The following is a 19,895-nucleotide window of genomic DNA, read 5'->3' on the forward strand; positions in this document are numbered from 1 at the left end:
GCCGCGTCAGGCGCGGGTCGAGTCGGGGAATCGCCGCTCCAGGTCGTCGAGGTAACGGCCGATCTGGCGCATCCCCTCGCGGTACGCGGTAGGGAAACGGCGGGCCGCCCAGGTTTCGACCCTGCCGAACGTCCTGGGCCAGAGGACCATCCCACCCGCGACGAGCGCGGGGAGCCCCGCCATCGCCGGCAGGATGAAACCGATCGCCCCGACCGAGACGAGCATGACGCCCGCCTCCTTCGGCAGTTCGGCGATCCGCGAGGGCGTCGTCCCCGTTGCGGGAGTTGGAGCGTTGGAAGCCTTCTCGGTCGGATTCGTCCTCACGCGATCACCTCCCCGGTCGATCCCGCCGCGCGGCGGTACAGTTGCAGCGTCCCCAGGTTGTTCACCACGACCACGGCCAGCGAGGTCACCCCGAAGAACATCGCCCCGGCGACGCACATCACGCCGGGAACCAGAACGAAACGCCGGGCCGATCGACCCGCTTCCTCCTGGGACCGAGCGGTCGAAAGCGCTTCGGCCAGGAGCCCGAGTTCGGGCCGCATCAGAACGGCCGACGCGGGGCTGTGGTCCGATGCGACCTCGCCGCTGATGCAAACGGCGGCGAAGGCGGATCGCGCGGCGGTTTCCTCGGCCGTGCAATCGCCGACGAACATCGGTCGACCTCGCGTCCGGAGGTCCTGCATGAGCCTGGCCTTGTCGGCGGAAGTCAGCCCTCCCAGCGTCGCGTCGACGCCGAGCGCCCGGCCCATTCGCTCTGCCTCGGCGGTGGGTCGGGACGAAATGAAGGCGACGGGAATTCTCAATCGCCGACGCAGCCGGGCGACCGCACCGGCCGCCGCAGGCGCGTCCGATCGCTCGAAGGCAATCGAGCCCGCGTCGCGACCGTCGATTTCGACGGTCAGGCGACCAACGCCGGGTTCGCCCTGGTCGCGGACGACGACCCGGTGCTTGCCATGCGCAACCGTCACGCCGTCGTCGAAGCCGAGCGGAGCCAGGTCGAGCAGGAAGCCCCCCCTGCTCCGACAGGCGTCCTCCAGGGCCGTCGAGCGGTCGTCGGCCATGTGCCGGAACGCGGCGGCGGCATATCGAAGGACGAGTTCCTGGGGAAGCTCCGACTGGACCGAGGCCACGCGGACGCCTGGACGGTGCAGTTCCGGGAAGTCGTCGAGAACCAGGCGGTCGATTCCAGCCAGCCGGCCGAAAGCATCGGGCGACCGGACGACCACGCCGATCCTCGCGCAGGCCGCCGCGTTGCGCAACGACTCCAGCGGGCCCACCATGCCCGGTCCGGTCGCGTAGTCGGGTCGGAGGACGGCCGTCGCGACGTCGAGTCCGCCCGACATCAGGCCCACCCCGGCCGCCACGATGGTCGGCCCCACGGCGCGCTCTGCGAACGCCTCGGCGTCGCGCGGGGTGGCCCTGTCCGGCGCGAAGTTCGTCGCCCCGACCAGCGCTCGGCCCACGGCCGCCGCCCGAGCATCGGCCGACGGCCGGGAGACCTCCAGGGCCAGCGTCCCATGCAAGACGCGTCCCCCCGCCAGCAGTTCGTCGCCGGCGTCGACCCGCGAGGCTCCTCGCAGGCCTCGGACGGCGCACTGATCGACGAGCCCGCGACCGCTCGCCACTCGACCGTCGGCGGGCACTGCGTCGCCGGGGCCGAGTCGGACAAGGTCTCCTGGGAGGAGGCGGTCCGGAGACTCGAACGCCGTTCCCGACCCGCGGTCCACCTGGACGACGGAAGGCATCGGCAGACATTCCGCCAGCAGCCGCCGACGCCCAGCCGAGAGATCGACCCGCAGCCGATCCTGCCAGTATTTGAACGACCAGGCCATGAGCGCCGAGGCCAGGAAATTACCGGTCGCGAGCGTCCCCCCGACGATGACCGTGTAGAGCACGGGGAGGCCGGCCCTGCGTTCCTGGACCTGCACGACCGCCTGGCGGAACGTCTTCAGGTTCCCCCCGACCAGGATCGTCGCGCAGACGACGCCAAGTCCGGGCGCGGCGAGGTCCGCCGCAGCGCCGACGGCCAGATTCGCATTCGACAGCGCGAACGAAGCGCGAGGCGGCGGCGGCGATTCGCGGTCCCACCAGCCGGCGGCGTCCAGCGACTCCTCGACGACCTCGATCATTCGCTCCACCTTCGCGCCGCCTCGGACGTTGAGCGTCCCCGTCCTTCCCTCGACGCAAACGTGCTTCACGCCCGGCTCGGCGGCGACCCGGCGCTGGCATTCGCGCGCCGCCAGTCGGTCCTCCTTGAGCCTCGGGTGCCTCAGGCGGAGCAACCCCGGCTGGTCGATCAGTACCTCGCAAGTGGATGCCCGGCCGTCGTTGCGATGGATCGTACACGAGGACGCCCAGGCCCTCGGCAGCCTCGGACGGTTCGAGGGCTCGGAGCGCAACGCCCCGGAGAGTCTGGTCAGCACGTCTCGACGATCCGCCGAGCGTTGAGGTCGAACGTATGCGACCCCCGCAGCGCGGTCGATGCGGATCGAGGCGACTTCCGCGAGGGTGAGGACTCGCTCCAGGAGCCGTCGAACCGAGGCGTCGGCCCTCGGTCCCAGGGTCCTCGGCGCGCGAATCTCCACCTCGTCCCCCGCCAGGAGGATCTGGGGGGCGTCGCCGGCTCGGCTCGCCTGATGTGCGTGGGGCATCGGGCCTCGCTCAGGAAGGGGGCGAGTAAGGCTTGAGCTCGCCGCTGGCGACCATTCCTTCCAGGACCTGCGCGATCTTGCTCTCTTCCTTGTCGAACACGTTGAAAACCTCGCGCAGGCGGCTGCGTTCGCGAGACAGCTCGAAGCCGAGCCACCCCGCGATCAGGAGGCCGACGACGGCGGGAAGCAGTGGGATCTCTTCGTCCACGGTGCAGCTCCCTTTCACTTCAGGTCGGATCAGACGAGCTCGATCGAGGCGGCCGACGCCTCGCGCAGGATCTTCACGGCGCCGGAGAAGCCCTCGCGGTGCAGCTCTCCGCGAACAGCCTTGTCGAGCCGTTCGGCCGTTCGATTCATGTTCACGAACCGGAGGAACTCCTGCAGACGCGCCATCGCGTGCTCGCCGCTGCGGAACTTGCCCAGGTGGATCCGGAAGCCTCGGAAACGTCCGGCCCCCCCCTGCCCGCCGGCCAGAAGGTCGTAAACCAGCAGCGTCGGGTCGTGACCGATCAGGGTCGGCTCGCGCCGGAGCACCTCCACCGACTGGTCGGGGGTCAGGATGTAGAGGGAGTCCTGGCGCTGGAATTCGTAGAGGACCGGCAGATGCTTGCGCACGATCTCCGACACCGGCCGATTCCAGCCGGTGTCGATGAGGAACATATCGAACCTCTTGATCGTCGGGTCGATCGCCGCGGCGGGCGTCGCGGTCCGGAGGTTGAGCGAAGACGCCGGGGCCTCATGCGTCTTGGAATGGGCAGCTTTTCGAGGCATGCGAGGTCTCCCGGGAGCCGTCTCTTCAGAGCCCGAGGTCCGTCACGATCGAGTCGATGAAGCCTACGGCTTTGGCCCGATGCCGCTGGGTCGCCATGGCCTTGGCGGCCAGCGACAACTCGGCCACGACCTGCATCTCCTCACGGCCGAAGTTCACGACGAAGGCCAGGAGAGGGGCCTTGATCGTGAACTGAGGCAGGTGGGGATGCCACTGGAACTCGGTCGGCATCGGGATCTCGCCGCGACGACGCTCGTACTCCCCGCTGATCGCGGAGCGAGCCGCCTCGTCAAGCGGCCGCTGAAGACGCCTTGTGTACAGCGTTTCTTTCCATCGCATGGCTGTGGGTCAACTCCAGCCGATACCGGCGCTCGGCCTCGATCTTGGCCGCTTTCCGCAGGGGCATCACGCCGTTGGCCAGCGCGGCCAGGGCGGCGACGTTGTTGGTGACGACGGAGGCCATGATCCCGAAGCCCATCGTGAACACGCCCGCGATGCAGGCTATGTTCGGCGCCAGGATCATCGACCAGCTCCGCTTGACGTTCCGGTCCAGGTCGCGGGCCACGTCGCGGAGGTCGCAGAGTTTCGCGAGGCCCTCCTCCAGGAAGACGATGTGGGCCGTGTCGGTGGCGATCGACGAAGCCCCCCGCAGCGAGATCGACACGTTGGCCTTCTTCAGGGCGATCGAATCGTTGATGCCGTCGCCCACGAAGCAGACCTTCTTCCCTTCCTTCTGCAGCCTCTCGACGTAGTCGGCCTTGTCGGCGGGGAGCACCTGAGCGAAGTAGCGGTCCATCCCCAGCGACTCGGCCAGTTTTTTCGTCGGAGCCTCGTGGTCGCCGGAGATGATCGCGATGTGCTTGATCCCGCGCTCTCGCAGACCGGCGATGATCGACTTGACCTCGGGCCGGACGGAAGCCTGCAACTCGATCGCCCCGCCGAGATGGTCGTCGACGCCGACCATGACCATGGTATAACCCTCGCGATGGGCCTCGTCGAGGGCCTGCTTGACTTCGGGGGTCAGCTCGATCCCCTCGGTCTCCAGGAACCGTTTCGAGCCCACGCGGACCGTCCGACCGTCGATGTGGACCGTGATCCCGTAGCCCACCTTGTACTGGGTCTCGTCCGTCTCCGGCAGGGAGAGGCCGACCTCCTTGGCCTTGTGCAGGATGGCCAGGGCGATCGGATGGTGGAACTTCTTCTCAGCCGCGGCCGCGTATCCCAGGATCTGATCGGCGTCGAAGCCCTTCGAGGCAATGACTCGGCCGACCTCCGGGCGTTCGCGGGTCAGCGTGCCGGTCTTGTCGAAGAGGACCGTGTCGACCTCGTTCATCAACTCGAGGGCCCGGCCGTCCTTGACGAGGATCCCCTTGTTGGCGCACAAGGTCAGCGAGCTGAGCATCGCCAGCGGGGCCGCCATCCGGATGCCCGTGCCGAAGTCGCTGTTGAGGACGGCCACCGCGCCGGCGGGGCCCATCGCGGCCATCCCCACCGACCCGATGGCGAGCGTTGGGATCACCGCCTTGTCGGCCAGCCGTTCGCCCTTGTGCTGGGAGGAGAGCTTGTAGCCGGCCGTGTCGTTGAGGATCTGCGAGATCTTCGCCGAGGCCGTCTCGCTCCCCGAGGTCTCGACCGACACGAAGACCTTGCCCGCGACCATGATCGTCGAGGCGAAGACCCGGTCGCCGACCCCTTTCTCGGCGGGCGTCGACTCGCCCGTCAGCGCGTGCTGGTCGATCATCGCCATCCCCTCGACGACGTGGCCGTCGACGGGGACCACCTCGCCGGTGTTGACGACGATCGTATCGCCCTGCTGGAGCTTGTCGACCGAGACCTGGACCTCGACGCCGTCGCGGATCATCCAGGCGTATCTCGGCTGCTTGCCGAAGGCGTTGAGCAGCATCTTCTTCGAGTCGTCCTGCGTCCGTTTGACCAGCACCCTGCCGAAGCTGAGGCACCAGCAGAGGACCGCCCCGGGGAAGATCGACATCGTTCCCAAACAGCCGACCACGACGATCGCGTCCAGGACGTCCACCCCTAGCCGCTTCTCCTCGAAGAGGACGCTCTTCGCCTCCTTGAACGTCGGGATCGAGGTGTAAGCGAACAACCCGGCCGCCACCGGGAGGAGCGGCGGGAAGGCGAACTGGGCCACGGCCGCGAAGGGGACCGAGGCCGTGCAGAGCGGCAGGTGGAGGTCCAGCTTGTCCAGCTTCTCGGGATGCTCGGCGTTGTCGAGCGCGGTCGAGACGATCTCGATCACCTGATCGCGGGTGAGCTGGGCCGGGTCGTAGTCGACCTGGACGAAGCACCGGATCGAGCCCGTGGAGTACTTCTCGATCCCCAGGATGCTCATCAGCTCGCGCTCGATCGCCTGGCAGAGGTCGTTCTTGCGATAGAGCACTCGGTTGCGGAGGCGGATTCGACCCGGACGATCAACCTGGATCTCCCAGGAGCCGCTCGCCGGAGCAGCCGTCGTCGCCGGAGCATCGACCCGGACGTGGCGAATCGAGCCGTCCCGCGCGTGGGAAACCAGGCGCTGAGGCGGGGCTGACTGCGCAGGAGCCTCGGGATCAGCCCGCCGAAGGGCGGCCGAGATCCGGGCGACGACCGCCTGAACGGTCCAGGACTTCGGGCAGAAGCGAACCTCGGCGGCGGGGGAGTCGCCGGGAATGAAGGCGACCTCGGTGACTTCCGGAGCTTGCATCACCCGATCGAGAAACCGCCGGCAAAGAGAGCCGTCGGGATCGCCGAAAAGGGTCCGACTCGAGAGCCGTACCACGCCCCCGGTTGGGAACGTGACGGCCAGATCCAGGCTGCTCATCGATTGTGGGCCTCGAGCGTCGGTGATCGGAGTAGTCCGGCGTCGGGGGAGAGGGAGCCGACGACGACGATTCGGAAGGGCGTTTGCAATCGAAGGGCGAAGTCGCCCGCGTCAGGACGACGGTGATTCCGACGCGCCGCTTTCGGGCGCCGCCGCGTTCTTGGCCTTCATCTCCTCAATGAGATCCATCGCCGCCCGGGCCCCGTCGATCAGCCCATGAACGGCGGCGTTCTCCTTGGGAACGAGATTGACGACCAGCATCGTGGGGAAGACGACGCCGTAGGAAACGCCGTAACACGCCTTGTAGGTCAACCCGGAGAGCATCCCGCCGATCGCAGGGACCGCCCTCGACGCGGCCTCCGCTGCATCGCCAACGCCATCTTTAGCAGCCTGAACCGCGGCATCAAGGGCATCAGCAACCGAGTGCAACGGATCGCCGCCGGTTGAATTCACAGCCTCCTCGGACATGACACGCTCCACGGAGGGTTTTTAGTCTGGCCAAAGAACGCAGAGATATAAAGATATCGAAAAATCGGCAGGGATAACCTTAGACAATCGTAATCTTAGCCTATCCTCCCCCGATTATCTGTCAAAGTTCTTGTTGATCACATTTTTCGTTTTCGCCGACCCAATCGGCATTCTTCCGCCGACCGTCAAAATCGGAAAACCTGAGAACCGGGAGTTCGCGGCGTGGATCGTCCGACCTCGACCTTCCAGTCTCGTATAAGATCGAACATCGACATCCGATTCGCCAACAGGAGTCCACGCTTGTCGCCCGACCCCTCCTCCACGATCCGGAAAAACGTCTGTCCTCTCGACTGCCCGGATACGTGCAGCATGCTCGTCACCGTTCGCGATGGCGTCGCGACGGAGTTGAAGGGCGACCCGCTCCATTCGTTTACGCGAGGCTTCCTCTGCCGCAAGATGGCCCGGTATCTCGATCGAGTCTACAGCAACGATCGACTCATGCAACCATTGATTCGAGTCGGCCGAAAAGGCGAAGGGCGTTTTGAGCCGATCGCCTGGGACGAAGCGATCGACAGCATCGCGGGGCGCTTCCGCGCGATCGCCGACTCGGCCGACGGCCCCCAGGCGATCCTCCCGTACAGCTATTACGGCACGATGGGGAAAATCCAGGCCAGCAGCCTCGACCGGAGGTTCTTCCACCGGCTGGGGACGTCGAAGCTTGATAGAACCATCTGCGCCTCGGCCGGGACGGTCGGCTACGAGTACACCGTCGGCCGGGGCCGCCTGAGCGCCGATCCGCTGGCCGTCCCTGGGTGCAAATTCCTGGTCAACTGGGGTTCAAATACCGTCAACACAAACTCTCACCTCTGGAGCCTGATGATCGAGGCCCGCAAGAAAAACGGCGCAACGATCGTCACCGTCGATCCCTACCTCAGCCCGACCGCCAGGAAGTCCGACTGGCACATTCAGCCCCGTCCCGGAACCGACGCCGCCCTCGCATTGGGCCTGATGCACGTGATCTGGCGTGACGGCCTCGCCGATGAAGAGTACCTGGCGCGGGCGACCGTCGGCGCTCCCCTGCTCCGCGACCGTGTGCTGAACGATTATCCGCCCGAACGAGTCGCCGCGATCACCGCCGTCGACGTCGCGACGATCGAGGCCTTCGCACATCGGCTGTCGAAGGAGCAGCCGTCGTTGATCCGCTTGAACTACGGCATGCAGCGCCACCGCGGAGGCGGGATGGCCGTGCGGACGATCGCCTGTCTGCCGGCCGTGATCGGATCGTGGCGGCATGCCGGCGGCGGTGCGATGCTCTCCACCAGCGGCGCCTACGACTTCGACATGATGCGTCTCACCCGGCCCGATCTCTCCCCTTCCGGGACGCGCACCATCAACATGAACCAGCTCGGCGAGGCGCTCCTGGGAGAGCTTCCCGGCCCGCCGGTCCGCGCTCTCTACGTCTACAACTCAAACCCGGCCGCCGTCGCCCCCAACCAGGCGAAGGTGCTGCAAGGCCTGGCCCGCGACGACCTTTTCGTGGTCGTCCATGAATTGTTCGCGACGGACACGGTCGACTACGCCGACATCGTCCTGCCGGCGACCTCGCAACTGGAGCACGTCGACCTGATGGGCTCGTACGGTCATCACGAGGTCATGTACAACCCTCGATCGATCGAGCCCCTCGGCGAATGCCGGTCCAACGCCGACGTCTTCCGCGCCCTGGCCGAGCGGATGGGCTTTGAGCCCGAACTCTTCCCCGACGACGACACGCTCATCCGCGAGGCGCTCGGCGAAGGCCCGACGCTTCGAGGGATCACACTCGAACGACTCAAGGAGGAAGGTTCCGTCCGCCTGGACCTCCCGACACCCTACGCCCCCTTCGCCGACGGCGTCTTCCCGACGCCCTCCGGCAAGTGCGAGCTTTACTCCGAGCAGATGGCCCGCGACGGCTTCGACCCGCTGCCGACGTACATCCCACCGCTCGAAGATCCGCAATCCCGTCTCGATCTCGCCGCCCGGTACCCGATCCAGCTCCTGAGCCCGCCCCGCCCCCAGTTCCTCAACTCGACCTTCGCCAACTCGCAGCGTCACCGCGACCACGCTGGCGACCCGACCGTCGAATTATCCGCCGACGACGCCCAGGCTCGGGACATCCGGGAAGGCTCCTGGGTGGAAGTCTTCAACGACCGAGGCTCCTTCCGCGCCCGTGCGGCTCTCACCGGCTCCGTCCGACCCGGCGTGGCCGTCGCCGCTGGCATCTACTGGAACAAACTCTCGCCGAGCGGCTCCAACGCCAACAACACAACTTCCTCCGCCCTCACCGACATGGGAGGCGGCGCGACCTTCTTCGACAACCTGGTTGAAATCAAGTCTGCCGACGAATGACGACAGCATCTGAGTCGCCGTTGATCTTGCCGTCTCAACGGGGACTGTCCGCCCTCCCACCGCATCGGTCTGCCGCAGCCAGACCACGCGAGACTTGTGGCTGCACGATGGGACACAGGAGAATGGACGTCTCGATCTCCTGAGGCCCTACGATGCTCGGCGGACACTCGCCGAATCACGATCGAAATGAAGAGGACTCCCATGGCAAGCCGAACAGCCTGGATCATGTTGTTCCTGTGTGGGACGGCCGCCGCCTCCGAGCCGCCCGCTGATCGAACCAAGGTCCGAATCGTCCTCGCCGGCGATTCGACCGTGACGGACGACGCCGGTTGGGGGAAGGGCTTTGCGAATCTCCTCATGGGGGACGTCGAGGTCGTCAATCTGGCGAAGGGTGGACGAAGCTCGAAGAGCTACAGAGCCGAGGGCTGGTGGAAGAAGTGCCTGGAGTTGAAGCCGAACTATATCCTGATCCAGTTCGGCCACAACGACCAACCCGGCAAGGGTCCCGAGCGGGAGACCGACCCGGAGACGACCTTTCGCGAGAACATCATCCGATACGTCGATGAAGCTCGGGCCGTGGGCGCGATCCCGATCGTCGTCACCTCGCTCTCGCGTCGACAGTGGGGGAAGGACGGCAAGATCCAGTCGACGCTGGTCCCCTACGTCGAGTCCGTGAAGAAGCTCGCCGCCGAGCGCAACGCCCCGCTGATCGACCTGCATGCTCGGAGCATCGAGCTTTATGAGAAGATGGGACGTGAAGGGTGTCTTGAGATCTCCCCCCGGACGGAGAAGAACGGCGTCGATGGAACGCACCTGAACGCCCGAGGCGCTGAGGTGATCGCCCCGCTCGTCGCGAACGAGCTTCGGCGAGCCGTGCCGGCGCTCGCACAGTTCGTCCCGCCCGACTCCGTTGCTCCTGTTCGACCAGATACGAAGTAGCTAAATGGCACCAGCCCCCGTCGCAGGCTCAGTGGCGACGACCGGCTCACAACAGCGTCGATGCGTCGATCCGTGATGTCGTGGAAGTAGAATCTTCAGACACCTGTCGCCGAGCATCCGGTCGATCGTGGTGGGCTTTGTGATGGCGTCGCAACCCCGCGAACGCGTTCTCGCAGCCCCATTCTCAAGGCGCTGCCCCTAGGTCGAGTGGTCTTGTAGTACCGCCTAGTTCGGGCGAGAACGCAACGAATTCCCGGTTCACCCCCCGTCGAACATGAAGGTTATTCAATCAGAGACCGAACCGCATAAGCGGTATCGCGGATTTACCGCGTTCGTGCAGGGCTTCGAGCGTGATCATCGCTCGCCCTGATTCAGCGTCTTTAACGCCAACGCACGGCCCACCGAAGGCCTTCGAGCCTCGTGAAATCGACGTCCGCTTCGACGCCGCAATTTTAGAATAGATTGCCGCCATTTTGAAGCGCGGGCCCCCGGGTCCTCGATTATGATCCGAGCGTCGATTCGCTCTGATTCACCCCAATTCTGATGGGGTCGTGCGTTCATACAACCGCCGAACGACGAGACGACCGCAAATCCCGGAGTCTTCGGATCTCCTGCGCACATGAGGGGAGCGAGGCTGGTCGTCTTCCGATGAGGAGCCAGGTCATGACGAGCCGGCAGGTCGTCTTTGATGTGCGGAGCGAGACGCTGACGACGATCGCGCTCATCGTCGTCCTCCTCATGCTCATCGTCATGTTCGCTCCGGTCGTCCGGGCGGCCGAGTCGCAGGAAACACGAACAATCACCGTGGCCGTGGACGGAAGCGGCGAATTCAAGTCGATCCAGGAGGCTCTGGCGTCCCTCTCGGAGGAAGCTCCTGGCCGCACCATCCTGAGCCTCAAGCCTGGGAGGTATCAGGGGCCGATCCTCGTGGCGAAATCCAAGCCGAGGATCTCGTTCGTGGGCTCCGGCGCTGAGAAGACGATCATCACTTATGGGTTGAACGTCTACGAAACGCAGGAGCCGCAACCGCAGGGTTTCCGCGACCCCGCGGCGGACGCCCTCAAACACTATCGAGGCACCGGAGTGGTCGTCCTGGGGGACGACTTTCAGGCGGCCGATATCACTTTCCAGAACACCTCAGGAGACCACGGACAGGCGATCGCTCTGCGGATCGACGGCGATCGCGCCGCACTCAAGAACTGCCGCATCCTGGGCTGGCAAGACACGCTCCGTGCTGAGAAAGGCCGTCAATACTACCGCGAGTGCCTCATCGAAGGCCGGGTCGACTTCATCTACGGTGGTGCAACCGCCGTTTTCGACCGCTGTGAGATCCGCAGCAAGAACGGCGGCTACGTCACGGCAGCCAGCACGCCCGAGGACCACCCATTCGGCTATGTCTTCCTTCACTGTCGGCTGACCGCCGATCCCACGTCATGGTCGAACCCGTTCCCCGAAACGCCTGGGCCTCCGCCTCGTGCCTTCCTCGGCCGTCCCTGGAGGCCCCATGCCTGTGTCGCCTTTCTCGGATGCGAGATGGGTGATCACATCCGGCCCGAGGGTTGGGACAACTGGCGCAAAGCCGAGAACGAGGCGACCGCCCGATACGCCGAGTACGGCAGCACCGGCCCTGGCGCGAATCCCGAGAAGCGGGCCGGTTGGTCAAGACAGCTCACGAAGGAACAGGCCGAGAAGATCACCGTCGAGGCTGTTCTCGCCGGCACAGACGGCTGGCGGCCCGGCGACTAACTCAGCCGACGATCCAACGCCCCTGCATCTGCACGCGCATACCAATCGTGAGGTGATCATGCGGCATATTTATTATTTCGTTGGATCGACTCTCCTGGTCGGTGCAACGTACGCCCTCGTTGGCTGCGATCGTGCGGGTTCGGCCCCCTCGGTCTCGTCCTCCACCACAGAGGCGAGCGTCAGCGGCACCGTTTCGATTAAGGGCAAGCCGGCGACGAAGGGAGAAGTGACCTTCGATCCGTCCAACAGCAGCCGACGTGACGCCGGAGCCCGAACCGCCCCGATCGGACCGGACGGCTCCTACAAGGTCGTGACCCTGGTCGGCGGCAACATCGTGCGGGTTTCAACCCCTGAAACGACCAAGGACTCCGTCCTTCAATTCAACGAAACCACGCTCGACGTCCAGTCGGGCGAGAACAAGCTCGACATCGTTCTGCCGAAGCCCTGACCGCCGCGCGCAGCCGCTCCACAAGGGCGCCTCCAGCGTCCGCACATTCTCCACTTCTTCCGATGGAGGACCTCCGATGCCCGAATCGAAACGCGCCGGGTTCACTTTGATCGAATTGCTCGTGGTGATCGCCATCATCGCCGTCCTCATCGCCCTGCTGTTGCCCGCCGTCCAGGCGGCGCGGGAGGCGGCTCGCCGCGCCCAGTGCGTGAACAACCTGAAGCAGATCGGCCTGGCGATGCACAACTACGAGAGCGTCAACGGCAGCCTCCCGCCGGGCCAGTTGCTTGGGGCCGGCAACTACGACCTCGCCGCTCAGGTCTACCTGTTGAACTACCTGGAAGGCGGAACGGTCTACAACACGATCAATTTCATGTTCCAGCCGGCGGCGACCGCCGGCGCAGGGGCAGCGGCGAATACAACCGCCTTTCGGACCAAGATCAACACGTTCCTCTGTCCCTCCGACATGGACAGGCTCACCAGCGCGACGGGACATCTGAACTACGTGGCTTGCAGCGGGTCGGCGGCGAATTCGAACAACACCAAGGGCCCGTTCTCCGGTCCGTTCCTGGGCCCCGCGTCGAGCGCCTTGACGGCCTCACAGGTCGTCAAGTTCGGCGACATCGTCGACGGTCTGAGCAACACGGCGGCCTTCAGCGAGAAGGTCATGGGGATCGGCACCGTCAACACGTTCGACCTGCTGAAGCCTTCCTCCACGATCTACCTCGTGACCACGCCGGCGAACCAGGCGATCCCGAACGAGTTGAATACGCTGTGCCAGGGGATCGTCCCCTCGGCGACCGCCCCGCTGGCTGCGGGGATCTATTACTCAAACAACTCGTACGGGGTGGGAGGCTGCTGGCACCTGGGTATCATGAGCTTCACCCGATACACCCACGTCATGCCGCCGAACTCCGCGAGTTGCGACTTCACAACGTCCGGCGGCGGCCTGAACATCAAGGGCGCCCACACAGCGTCCAGTCGGCACTCAGGGGGCGTCAACATGGGTCTCTGCGACGGCTCGGTCCGTTTCATCAAGTCGAGCATCGGCCTGGCGCCCTACTGGGCGCTCGGCACGGTTGCCAACGGCGAGATCCTCTCGTCCGACCAACTCTAACGCCGCCCGCCCATTACGTACGAAGCCGCTCCCCATTCGGACGCGGGAGCGCGCTTTGTCGGAAAAGTCGAAGGCTCGCGGGATGCCCTCGGCAAGCACCTGCGGCCAGGCAACTCCCGGCTACGAGCCGCGCCTCTGGATGGCGTGGAGGACCTCGTCGAGTTTCGAGAGGAAGCGTGACCGATCCGTCTTGGAGAACGCGGACGGTCCCCCGACGATCTCGCCCGACTGCCTGAGCATGTCGAGCAAGGCGCGGGTGGCCAACGCCTCGCCGATCGAGTCTTCGGAGAACGCGTCACCTCGGGGGCTGATCGCCCGGGCTCCCGCCTTGAGGCAACGATCCGCCAACGGGATGTCAGCCGTGACGACGACGTCGCCCGGAGCGATGCGAGTCGCGATCCAGTCGTCAGCGGCGTCGAAACCGCCTCGAACGACGACCATCTCGATCGCCTCCTCGCGGGGTGTGAACATGCCCGAGTTCGCCACGACGAACACCCGGATCCCATGCCGGCGCGCCACCCGATAGACCTCATCTTTCACGGGGCAGGCGTCGGCGTCCACATACACGGCCATGTTCAGTCCCGGCGAAGTCGATGATCGAGGCGCGTCGTCAGCCTCGAGTCTACTCGCAGCCGCATCAGGCTGACCACGTCGACGCCCGACCGCCGGCGTGAATCGCTCGGCGGCGAACGCTCCTCGCCTCACAAGGCTTACTTGCCGTCGAGCGCAAACCGTAAGCCTCGGCTGGAGGCAGGCATGACGACGGTTCCGTGCTCCTCGTCGTGGAATCCGTGGAAGAACACTGTCATGTTCTCAACGCTCGACCAAGAGCGCAGATTCTCTGGCCATGCGCGACTGAAAGCTCTCCATCCAAGGCCGGGAACAGAAAGCTCAGGGCTTCCTTCCGTCGGCCTCCCGCATGTGGAAGGGAGCCGCCCCCCATCGATCACTTCCCTGCGACTCTCGAACTCGACTCCACCGACTAACCACTGAGAGCGGTGCCACGACGCCCCACCTCGGCCGACGTTCGGTCGTGAGTCGCTGGCCGGGAGACGACTGAAATCCGCCCCGCAATCAGCCCACGAAAAGGCGAGGCGACGTCCCATTCCGCGAACAATCTCCGCTTCCAGGAACCATGATCCTAGGTGGGAGCACTCGACATCCCGGTCGACGACCGGGGGCGACGGTCGGACCTTGGAGGCTTTGCGGAGTTGTCGCGGATGACGGGAAACCAGCCGAACGAACCCGATTCGAGAATACGATTTGTTCACCCAAACCACTGGGCAACCAGGCTTTGCGTTGACGCCTTAGCGTCCGACGCACTGACGATCGAACCCGATCGGAGCCAATCGACTCTGGAGCGCAGCGCGTCCTCGGTTTTCGCTCCGGTCGATCCGAGACGAGAAGGCCAAGGGAAGCGACCCGACGACGCGTCGGCCGTCGCGCTGAACGCGTCGTCGGGTCGCTTTTCGGGATCGGACGAGGGCCTGAGGTTGACAACCCCCCCCGCGAAACCCTATTCTGTGCCTCTCGCCGATCAGTGCGGGCAGATAGCTCAGCTGGTAGAGCAACGGACTGAAAATCCGTGTGTCGGGAGTTCGATTCTCCCTCTGCCCACTCCTTCCACTTTCCCAACCCCAGCCGCTCCGGCGGGGTCAGGGACCTTCGATCAACGACGCCTCTTCTTTGCCGCCCGGCTCGACCGACTGGTGCTTGCCCGTCAAGGCGACGGCCAGCAGCGCCACGGCCAGCACGGCGAACGACCCCAGCGCCGGCAACAGATATTCGGGCTCGGCTCCTGGCTTCTGGATCGAGAAGTCGAGGGCCTTGCCGAGCCCTTCGAAGACGATCAACAGGGCGATCAGAATACCGGCCAGCGAGCCGCCCGCGATCAAGCCGGTGGACATCATGGTGCCAGGGCTGGTCTCGGACTCCTCGGGCGAGAGCTTCCGGGCGCGGTCGACGAGCAGGCGGATGATGCCGCCGACGAAGATCGGCAGCGTCGTGGAGAGCGGCAGGTAGACCCCCACCGCGAAGGCCAGGGCCGAAACCCCGGCAAGCTGCACGACGATCGCCAGCACGCCTCCCAGGATCACCAGGCCCCAGGGAAGGTTGCCGCTCATGATGCCGTCGATGATCGTGGCGAAGAGCCGCGGTTGGGGCGGGCTGAACTTCTTGATCGGTGCGCCGCTGGTGGTGTGCTCCAGCCGGCCGCCGATGCCGGCGTCAATGATCATGACGGCCTTGCGGTTCTCGTCCACCAGGTAAGTTCCCGGCAGGGCCCCGTCGATCGGCGCCGTGACGCGCCATTCCTTGTAGGTCTTGCCGTCGCGTTCGACGGTGGTCGTCAGGTCGGCCGGCGCGAGGGCCGTCGGCAGGTCTTCGGGCCGGTCAGAGACGGTCGTGTAAGCGTCGTTGAGGGCGATGAGCGTGCCACCCATGACGACCGCGGAAATCAACGCACCGACCAGGATCGCCGCCTGCTGCCGCCAGGGGGTCGCCCCGACGAGGTAGCCCGTCTTGAGGTCCTGCGAGATCGTCCCGCCGTTGGAAGAGGCGATGCAGACGATCGCCGCGATCGAAAGGGCGATGAGTCGGTACTCGGTCCCGACCCAGCCGAGCACCACGAAGATGAGGCACGTCAGCAGGAGCGTGGCGATCGTCATCCCCGAGATCGGGTTGGACGACGATCCGATGACCCCCGTGATCCGCGAACTGACCGTCACGAAGAGGAAGCCGAACAGGACGATCAAGAAGGCCCCGGCGATCCGGCCGGCCGGATCGGCCGGGATCAGGTGGGACGCCGCAATCGTCGCCACCAGACCGAGCGTCCCCAGCAAGACAAGCCACATGGGAATGTCGCGGTCGGTCCGAGGCGTCTCAAGGCTTGCTCCGTCGCCCGTCCCCTCGGACGCCTTCAAGGCCCGCAGGCTGCCGGCGAGCGACGAGACGATCAGCGGCAGAGCGTTGAGCATGCTCAGGATGCCGCCGGTCGCAACGGCCCCAGCGCCGATGTACCGGACGTACTGGCCGGCGATTTGCCCGGGGCTCATGTCGGCGATCCTGGCCCCCTGCCCCGGCGGCAGGACGCTGGTCACGCCCTCGCCGAAGAAGGCGATCATCGGCACGAGCATCAACGAGGTCAGCAGCCCTCCGCCGACCATCACAGCGGCGATCCGCGGCCCGATGATGTAGCCGACGCCCAGCAGGGTCGGGTCGGGCTCCAGCGCCACGACGGCCTTGTTATAGCCCTTGATCCCGGTGATCGCGTGATCCCACTCGGCCGGCCAGAGCTTCAGGCCCTGCATCAGGAGCTTGTAGAGGGCCCCCAGTCCGAACCCCAGGAACACCGTCCGCGCGTTCGACCCGCCGTGCTCGCCGACGATCAAAACCTTGGCGCATGCGGTCCCCTCGGGGTACGGCAGCGTCCCGTGCTGGTTGACGATGAACGCCCTCCGCAGGGGGATCATCATCAAGATCCCGAGCAGTCCCCCCAGCACGGAGACCAGCATCACGCGGGACCATTCCAGGTTGTAGCCCAGCAGCATCAGGGCCGGCATCGTCGCGCCGACGCCGAAGGCGATCGACTCGCCCGCCGATCCGGCCGTCTGGACGATGTTGTTTTCCAGGATCGTCGCCCGACGCTGCCCGAAGGCGTACGAGAGGCCCCGGAAGATGGTGATCGCCAGCACGGCCACCGGGATCGACGCCGAGACCGTCATCCCCACCTTGAGGAACAGGTAGAGCGACGACGCCCCGAAGATCACCCCCAGCAGCGATCCCAGCGCCACCGCCCTGAACGTCAGTTCGGCGGGCTCCTGGTCGGCGGGGACGTACGGGCGGAAGGTCTTCGGGACGTCGGATGCGGTCGGCTGGGCTGGGGCATGCGCCATCGGGGCGACTCTCCTGCGAGGGGCGTCGAATCGAGGGGACGAATTGGGTCACTCGCGCTGAAGGAGAGGCTGAGGCGCGCGGGAGACGCGAGATCAGGATACCGCGTCGGCCACCGCTGCCGCCGCCGCCTTCTCAAGCTTTTCGAGCTTCTTCATCTCGGAGAGACGGTCGACGATGTCGCGGAGGACGTCGATCGTGTCCTGGCCCGCCTCGATGTCGTACACCAGCTCGGGACGGTAGAAGCTGAGCGTCTTGACCGTCTCCTCGTAATAGGTGGTCAGGCGGCGGTTGATGACTTCCTCGTTCATGTCGTCGAGCCGGTTTTCCAGCAACGCCCGCGACCGCAGACGCTTCATCGCCTGCTTCTTGTCCTGGATGTTCAGGTGGAAGATCTGGACGACGTCGAGGATCGGGTCCAGCCGCTCAGCCTGGGCGTAGCTGCGGGGAAGACCGTCAAGGATCAGCGTGTTGAACTCGGGGATGAAGAACTCCTGAAGCTCCAGGATCTTCATGTGGCGCTCGAAGATGCGGACCGTCAGGTCGTCGGGGACCATCTTGCCGACGGAGGTGAAGCTCTCGATCTCGGCCCCGATCTTGCCGAGCCTGGGGATCTTGCGGAAGACGTCCCCCATGGAGATGTGGACGTACTCGGGAAGCTTGCCGATGACAGCTCCCTGGGTCCCCTTGCCGCTGCCCGGCATGCCGAACAGGAGAATGGTCCGATACTTGGTCTTGCGTCCCGTGGTTTCCACGCTGTTCCCGTCGGCAGTCATTTCGGTACCCTGAAGAAAGGTCGAGACGTACGGCCCGTACGGCCGTCCCGCGTCGTCGCGGCCCTTTCCCGAGAAGGGGCGGGGCCTCGTTCTTTTATTGTCTCCGCCGGCCGCTCCCGGGAGCAAGATGTTGAAAGAAACCTCACTCGCCCTGATCCGACATGCCGAGACTTCCGCGCCGAACATCTTCCACGGAGCCGAGTCGGACATCGGCCTGAGCGCCTGGGGCGAGCAACAGTCGCAGATCCTGGCCGACCACCTGGCGACCCGCGGCGCCGAGGCCGTTTATTGCTCGGCCCTGCGTCGGGCCGTCGCCACCGCGAAGCCGATCGCCGCCGCCTTGGGGCTCTCGCCGATCGTGATCCCCGAGCTTCACGAGCGCCGGATCGGCTCGCTCAGCGGCCGGAGCCGGGAGGACGGCTGGGACGTCTACCAGGAGTCCAAGCGGCGTTGGGTCGCCGGCGACCTGGAGTTCAGCCACCCCGGCGGCGAATCGTTCGCCGAGATCGGCCGTCGCGTCCTGCCTGTGCTCGACGACCTGAGGCGTCGCCATCCCGGCGGCCGGCTGATCGTCGTCGCGCACGGCATCGTCATTCGCGTCGCTCTGTTGAACATCCTCCAGGACCGCACGCCGGCCGACTTCGACGGGGTCGCCATCGACTTCGCCTCGATCAACGAACTCGTCCACGACGGCGACCGCTGGCGGGCCGAGGCGCTGAACCTGGTCACGGCCCCCTCCCCCGCCCGGCCCGTGGCCTGACGGTCGAGTCCTTCAGCCCGCGGCGGCCTCCGCGCGGAGCAGCCGCTCGAACAGGACCGGGTCGACCTTGCCCCGAAACCTGACCTTCCCCCCGACCTCGACGACGGGAACCTCGTTCCCATAACGGTCCTTGAGCTCAGGCGACTGGTCGACGTCGACCTCCTCAACCTCCAGCGAGTATCTCTGCCGGAAGCCGTTGATGACCTCCTTGGCCTTCACACAGCACCCGCACCCCTGCCGCGAATAAACGGTGACGACCACCACTCCAGCCTCCCCCCTTCCGCCCAGGAGTCGACGCAATCTCGAAAACACCCAGGCAACCTCCAAGTTCCGCCGCAGCTCGCTTGACAATCGCCGCCTCGAGCCCCAGAATAATACCTCACCCAACAAGTGAAACCATTCGAGCCGGAGTGGTGGAATTGGCAGACACGCTAGCTTGAGGGGCTAGTGGGCTAACCATGCCCGTGCAGGTTCAAGTCCTGTCTCCGGCACTAGTTACGACGAATCGCAAGCAACGGCCCCCTGGCGAACCTACACCGGTCTTACACCGGCGAAGGCTTTGCGAGGGGGTTGTGTCGTTATAGGATCCTCCCCCTCCCCCGGGACCCGCAGCCGAACCGCCCGCCTTCCAACGAAATCGGTTGTACACTTCCCCGGGGCCGACGTAGGCCCCTCGTCGCCGCAGCCGGTTGGGTCGGTCGAAGGGGCCTCGCGATGCCCGAGTCGGAGTCGGGAAATGCATTTGGTCTGAAAACCATCCTGGTGGTGGTCGCCGTGTTCATGCTCGGTGGTTACTTGAGCGTCAGGACGGCATTCCTCTCGTCCTTCTTCGGGGGACTAAGTCCCATAGCGATGGGCACGAGGGCGGCGATCGAGCGGCTCGAGCGGGCCAGGTCCGAGGCGGAAGGCCGCTGCGGCATTGCCCAACTCGTCCTGGCCCGCCGAGGGGACGCCCGTACGGAGATGGAGGGCCGGAAGCTGTACCTGGCCGCAAAGACCGAGGCGGACGTGGTTGTCGCTTCGTTCTCGGCGACTATGCTGTGCGGCATCGACGAGAAGGAACTAACTACGCTCCAGGACTTAGCGAAGACCGCCGCGGAACGGGCCAAGTCCTTCTTAGA

At 65.6% G+C, this 19,895-nt stretch carries 18 protein-coding genes and 2 tRNA genes; 9 read left to right on the plus strand and 11 right to left on the minus strand.

Annotation, left to right across the window (positions count from 1 at the left end; genetic code table 11):
- Positions 1-6: 6 nt before the first annotated feature.
- The 7 genes from G5C50_RS26510 to G5C50_RS26540 form a co-directional block, all read right to left on the minus strand.
- A complete protein-coding gene (locus G5C50_RS26510) occupies positions 7-324 on the minus strand; it encodes a hypothetical protein (RefSeq protein ID WP_165073992.1) in 318 nt (105 codons plus the stop codon).
- Positions 321-2,654 (minus strand): P-type ATPase, encoded by a 2,334-nt coding sequence (locus G5C50_RS26515; protein WP_165073993.1) that lies wholly within the window; start codon positions 2,652-2,654, stop codon positions 321-323. The genes G5C50_RS26510 and G5C50_RS26515 overlap by 4 nt, the downstream gene beginning before the upstream one ends.
- Before the next feature lie 10 nt (positions 2,655-2,664).
- Positions 2,665-2,862 carry a hypothetical protein gene (locus G5C50_RS26520; protein ID WP_165073994.1) on the minus strand — a complete coding sequence of 66 codons (198 nt, stop codon included), beginning with the start codon at positions 2,860-2,862 and terminating at the stop codon, positions 2,665-2,667.
- Between the two features lie 29 nt (positions 2,863-2,891).
- On the minus strand, positions 2,892-3,425 hold the full coding sequence (locus G5C50_RS26525; RefSeq protein WP_165073995.1) for a hypothetical protein: 534 nt from the start codon (positions 3,423-3,425) through the stop codon (positions 2,892-2,894).
- Positions 3,426-3,450: 25 nt separating this feature from the next.
- A complete protein-coding gene (locus G5C50_RS26530; RefSeq protein WP_165073996.1) occupies positions 3,451-3,762 on the minus strand; it encodes a hypothetical protein in 312 nt (103 codons plus the stop codon).
- Positions 3,713-6,244 (minus strand): heavy metal translocating P-type ATPase, encoded by a 2,532-nt coding sequence (locus G5C50_RS26535; protein ID WP_165073997.1) that lies wholly within the window; start codon positions 6,242-6,244, stop codon positions 3,713-3,715. Before G5C50_RS26535 ends, G5C50_RS26530 begins: the two co-directional genes overlap by 50 nt.
- A 111-nt stretch (positions 6,245-6,355) precedes the next feature.
- Positions 6,356-6,712, minus strand: a complete 357-nt coding sequence (locus G5C50_RS26540; protein WP_165073998.1) for a hypothetical protein — start codon at positions 6,710-6,712, stop codon at positions 6,356-6,358.
- Between the two features lie 300 nt (positions 6,713-7,012).
- Between G5C50_RS26540 and G5C50_RS26545 the strand changes: the two genes are divergently transcribed.
- From G5C50_RS26545 to G5C50_RS26565, 5 genes are all read left to right on the plus strand, one after another.
- Complete coding sequence (locus tag G5C50_RS26545) at positions 7,013-9,097, plus strand: molybdopterin-containing oxidoreductase family protein (protein ID WP_255487548.1); 2,085 nt, start codon at positions 7,013-7,015, stop codon at positions 9,095-9,097.
- Between the two features lie 201 nt (positions 9,098-9,298).
- Positions 9,299-10,036: a rhamnogalacturonan acetylesterase gene (locus G5C50_RS26550; protein WP_165074000.1), complete on the plus strand. Its 738-nt coding sequence runs from the start codon at positions 9,299-9,301 to the stop codon at positions 10,034-10,036.
- 663 nt (positions 10,037-10,699) lie between these two features.
- Positions 10,700-11,782 (plus strand): pectinesterase family protein, encoded by a 1,083-nt coding sequence (locus G5C50_RS26555; RefSeq protein WP_206107869.1) that lies wholly within the window; start codon positions 10,700-10,702, stop codon positions 11,780-11,782.
- A gap of 58 nt (positions 11,783-11,840) precedes the next feature.
- Positions 11,841-12,230: a hypothetical protein gene (locus tag G5C50_RS26560; RefSeq protein ID WP_165074001.1), complete on the plus strand. Its 390-nt coding sequence runs from the start codon at positions 11,841-11,843 to the stop codon at positions 12,228-12,230.
- Between the two features lie 76 nt (positions 12,231-12,306).
- A complete protein-coding gene (locus G5C50_RS26565) occupies positions 12,307-13,347 on the plus strand; it encodes a DUF1559 family PulG-like putative transporter (RefSeq protein WP_165074002.1) in 1,041 nt (346 codons plus the stop codon).
- A gap of 120 nt (positions 13,348-13,467) precedes the next feature.
- On the opposite strand, the gene G5C50_RS26570 is transcribed toward G5C50_RS26565, so the two are convergent.
- Positions 13,468-13,920 (minus strand): YaiI/YqxD family protein, encoded by a 453-nt coding sequence (locus G5C50_RS26570; protein WP_165074003.1) that lies wholly within the window; start codon positions 13,918-13,920, stop codon positions 13,468-13,470.
- Between the two features lie 971 nt (positions 13,921-14,891).
- On the opposite strand from G5C50_RS26570, the gene G5C50_RS26575 reads away from it, so the two are divergent.
- Positions 14,892-14,964, plus strand: a tRNA-Phe gene (locus tag G5C50_RS26575).
- 38 nt (positions 14,965-15,002) lie between these two features.
- Here the strand turns inward: G5C50_RS26575 and G5C50_RS26580 are convergent.
- Together G5C50_RS26580 and G5C50_RS26585 are read right to left on the minus strand one after the other, a co-directional pair.
- Entirely contained in the window at positions 15,003-17,240 is a 2,238-nt protein-coding gene (locus G5C50_RS26580; protein ID WP_165074004.1) for an OPT family oligopeptide transporter, read from the minus strand.
- 93 nt (positions 17,241-17,333) lie between these two features.
- Positions 17,334-18,014: an adenylate kinase family protein gene (locus tag G5C50_RS26585; protein ID WP_165074005.1), complete on the minus strand. Its 681-nt coding sequence runs from the start codon at positions 18,012-18,014 to the stop codon at positions 17,334-17,336.
- A 130-nt stretch (positions 18,015-18,144) separates the two neighbouring features.
- Here G5C50_RS26585 and G5C50_RS26590 point away from each other — a divergent pair, with 130 nt between their 5' ends.
- Complete coding sequence (locus G5C50_RS26590; protein ID WP_206107870.1) at positions 18,145-18,774, plus strand: histidine phosphatase family protein; 630 nt, start codon at positions 18,145-18,147, stop codon at positions 18,772-18,774.
- 12 nt (positions 18,775-18,786) lie between these two features.
- Here G5C50_RS26590 and G5C50_RS26595 read toward each other — a convergent pair whose 3' ends face one another.
- Positions 18,787-19,086 (minus strand): glutaredoxin family protein, encoded by a 300-nt coding sequence (locus G5C50_RS26595; RefSeq protein ID WP_165074007.1) that lies wholly within the window; start codon positions 19,084-19,086, stop codon positions 18,787-18,789.
- Positions 19,087-19,178: 92 nt separating this feature from the next.
- On the opposite strand from G5C50_RS26595, the gene G5C50_RS26600 reads away from it, so the two are divergent.
- Positions 19,179-19,265: transfer RNA gene (locus G5C50_RS26600), tRNA-Leu, on the plus strand.
- A gap of 223 nt (positions 19,266-19,488) precedes the next feature.
- The coding region (locus G5C50_RS26605; protein ID WP_165074008.1) for a hypothetical protein at positions 19,489-19,895 on the plus strand (407 nt) is incomplete at its 3' end.

The sequence above is a fragment of the Paludisphaera rhizosphaerae genome (assembly GCF_011065895.1).
Classification (GTDB): Bacteria; Planctomycetota; Planctomycetia; order Isosphaerales; family Isosphaeraceae; genus Paludisphaera; species Paludisphaera rhizosphaerae.

Bases quoted from the DNA above. Each gene is read 5' to 3' on its own strand.
- G5C50_RS26540 (WP_165073998.1), bottom strand. From the start codon at position 6,712: ATGTCCGAGGAGGCTGTGAATTCAACCGGCGGCGATCCGTTGCACTCG.
- G5C50_RS26580 (WP_165074004.1), bottom strand. From the start codon at position 17,240: ATGGCGCATGCCCCAGCCCAGCCGACCGCATCCGACGTCCCGAAGACC.
- G5C50_RS26515 (WP_165073993.1), bottom strand. From the start codon at position 2,654: ATGCCCCACGCACATCAGGCGAGCCGAGCCGGCGACGCCCCCCAGATC.
- G5C50_RS26585 (WP_165074005.1), bottom strand. From the start codon at position 18,014: ATGACTGCCGACGGGAACAGCGTGGAAACCACGGGACGCAAGACCAAG.
- G5C50_RS26530 (WP_165073996.1), bottom strand. From the start codon at position 3,762: ATGCGATGGAAAGAAACGCTGTACACAAGGCGTCTTCAGCGGCCGCTT.
- G5C50_RS26525 (WP_165073995.1), bottom strand. From the start codon at position 3,425: ATGCCTCGAAAAGCTGCCCATTCCAAGACGCATGAGGCCCCGGCGTCT.
- G5C50_RS26560 (WP_165074001.1), top strand. From the start codon at position 11,841: ATGCGGCATATTTATTATTTCGTTGGATCGACTCTCCTGGTCGGTGCA.
- G5C50_RS26570 (WP_165074003.1), bottom strand. From the start codon at position 13,920: ATGGCCGTGTATGTGGACGCCGACGCCTGCCCCGTGAAAGATGAGGTC.
- G5C50_RS26535 (WP_165073997.1), bottom strand. From the start codon at position 6,244: ATGAGCAGCCTGGATCTGGCCGTCACGTTCCCAACCGGGGGCGTGGTA.
- G5C50_RS26550 (WP_165074000.1), top strand. From the start codon at position 9,299: ATGGCAAGCCGAACAGCCTGGATCATGTTGTTCCTGTGTGGGACGGCC.
- G5C50_RS26565 (WP_165074002.1), top strand. From the start codon at position 12,307: ATGCCCGAATCGAAACGCGCCGGGTTCACTTTGATCGAATTGCTCGTG.
- G5C50_RS26555 (WP_206107869.1), top strand. From the start codon at position 10,700: ATGACGAGCCGGCAGGTCGTCTTTGATGTGCGGAGCGAGACGCTGACG.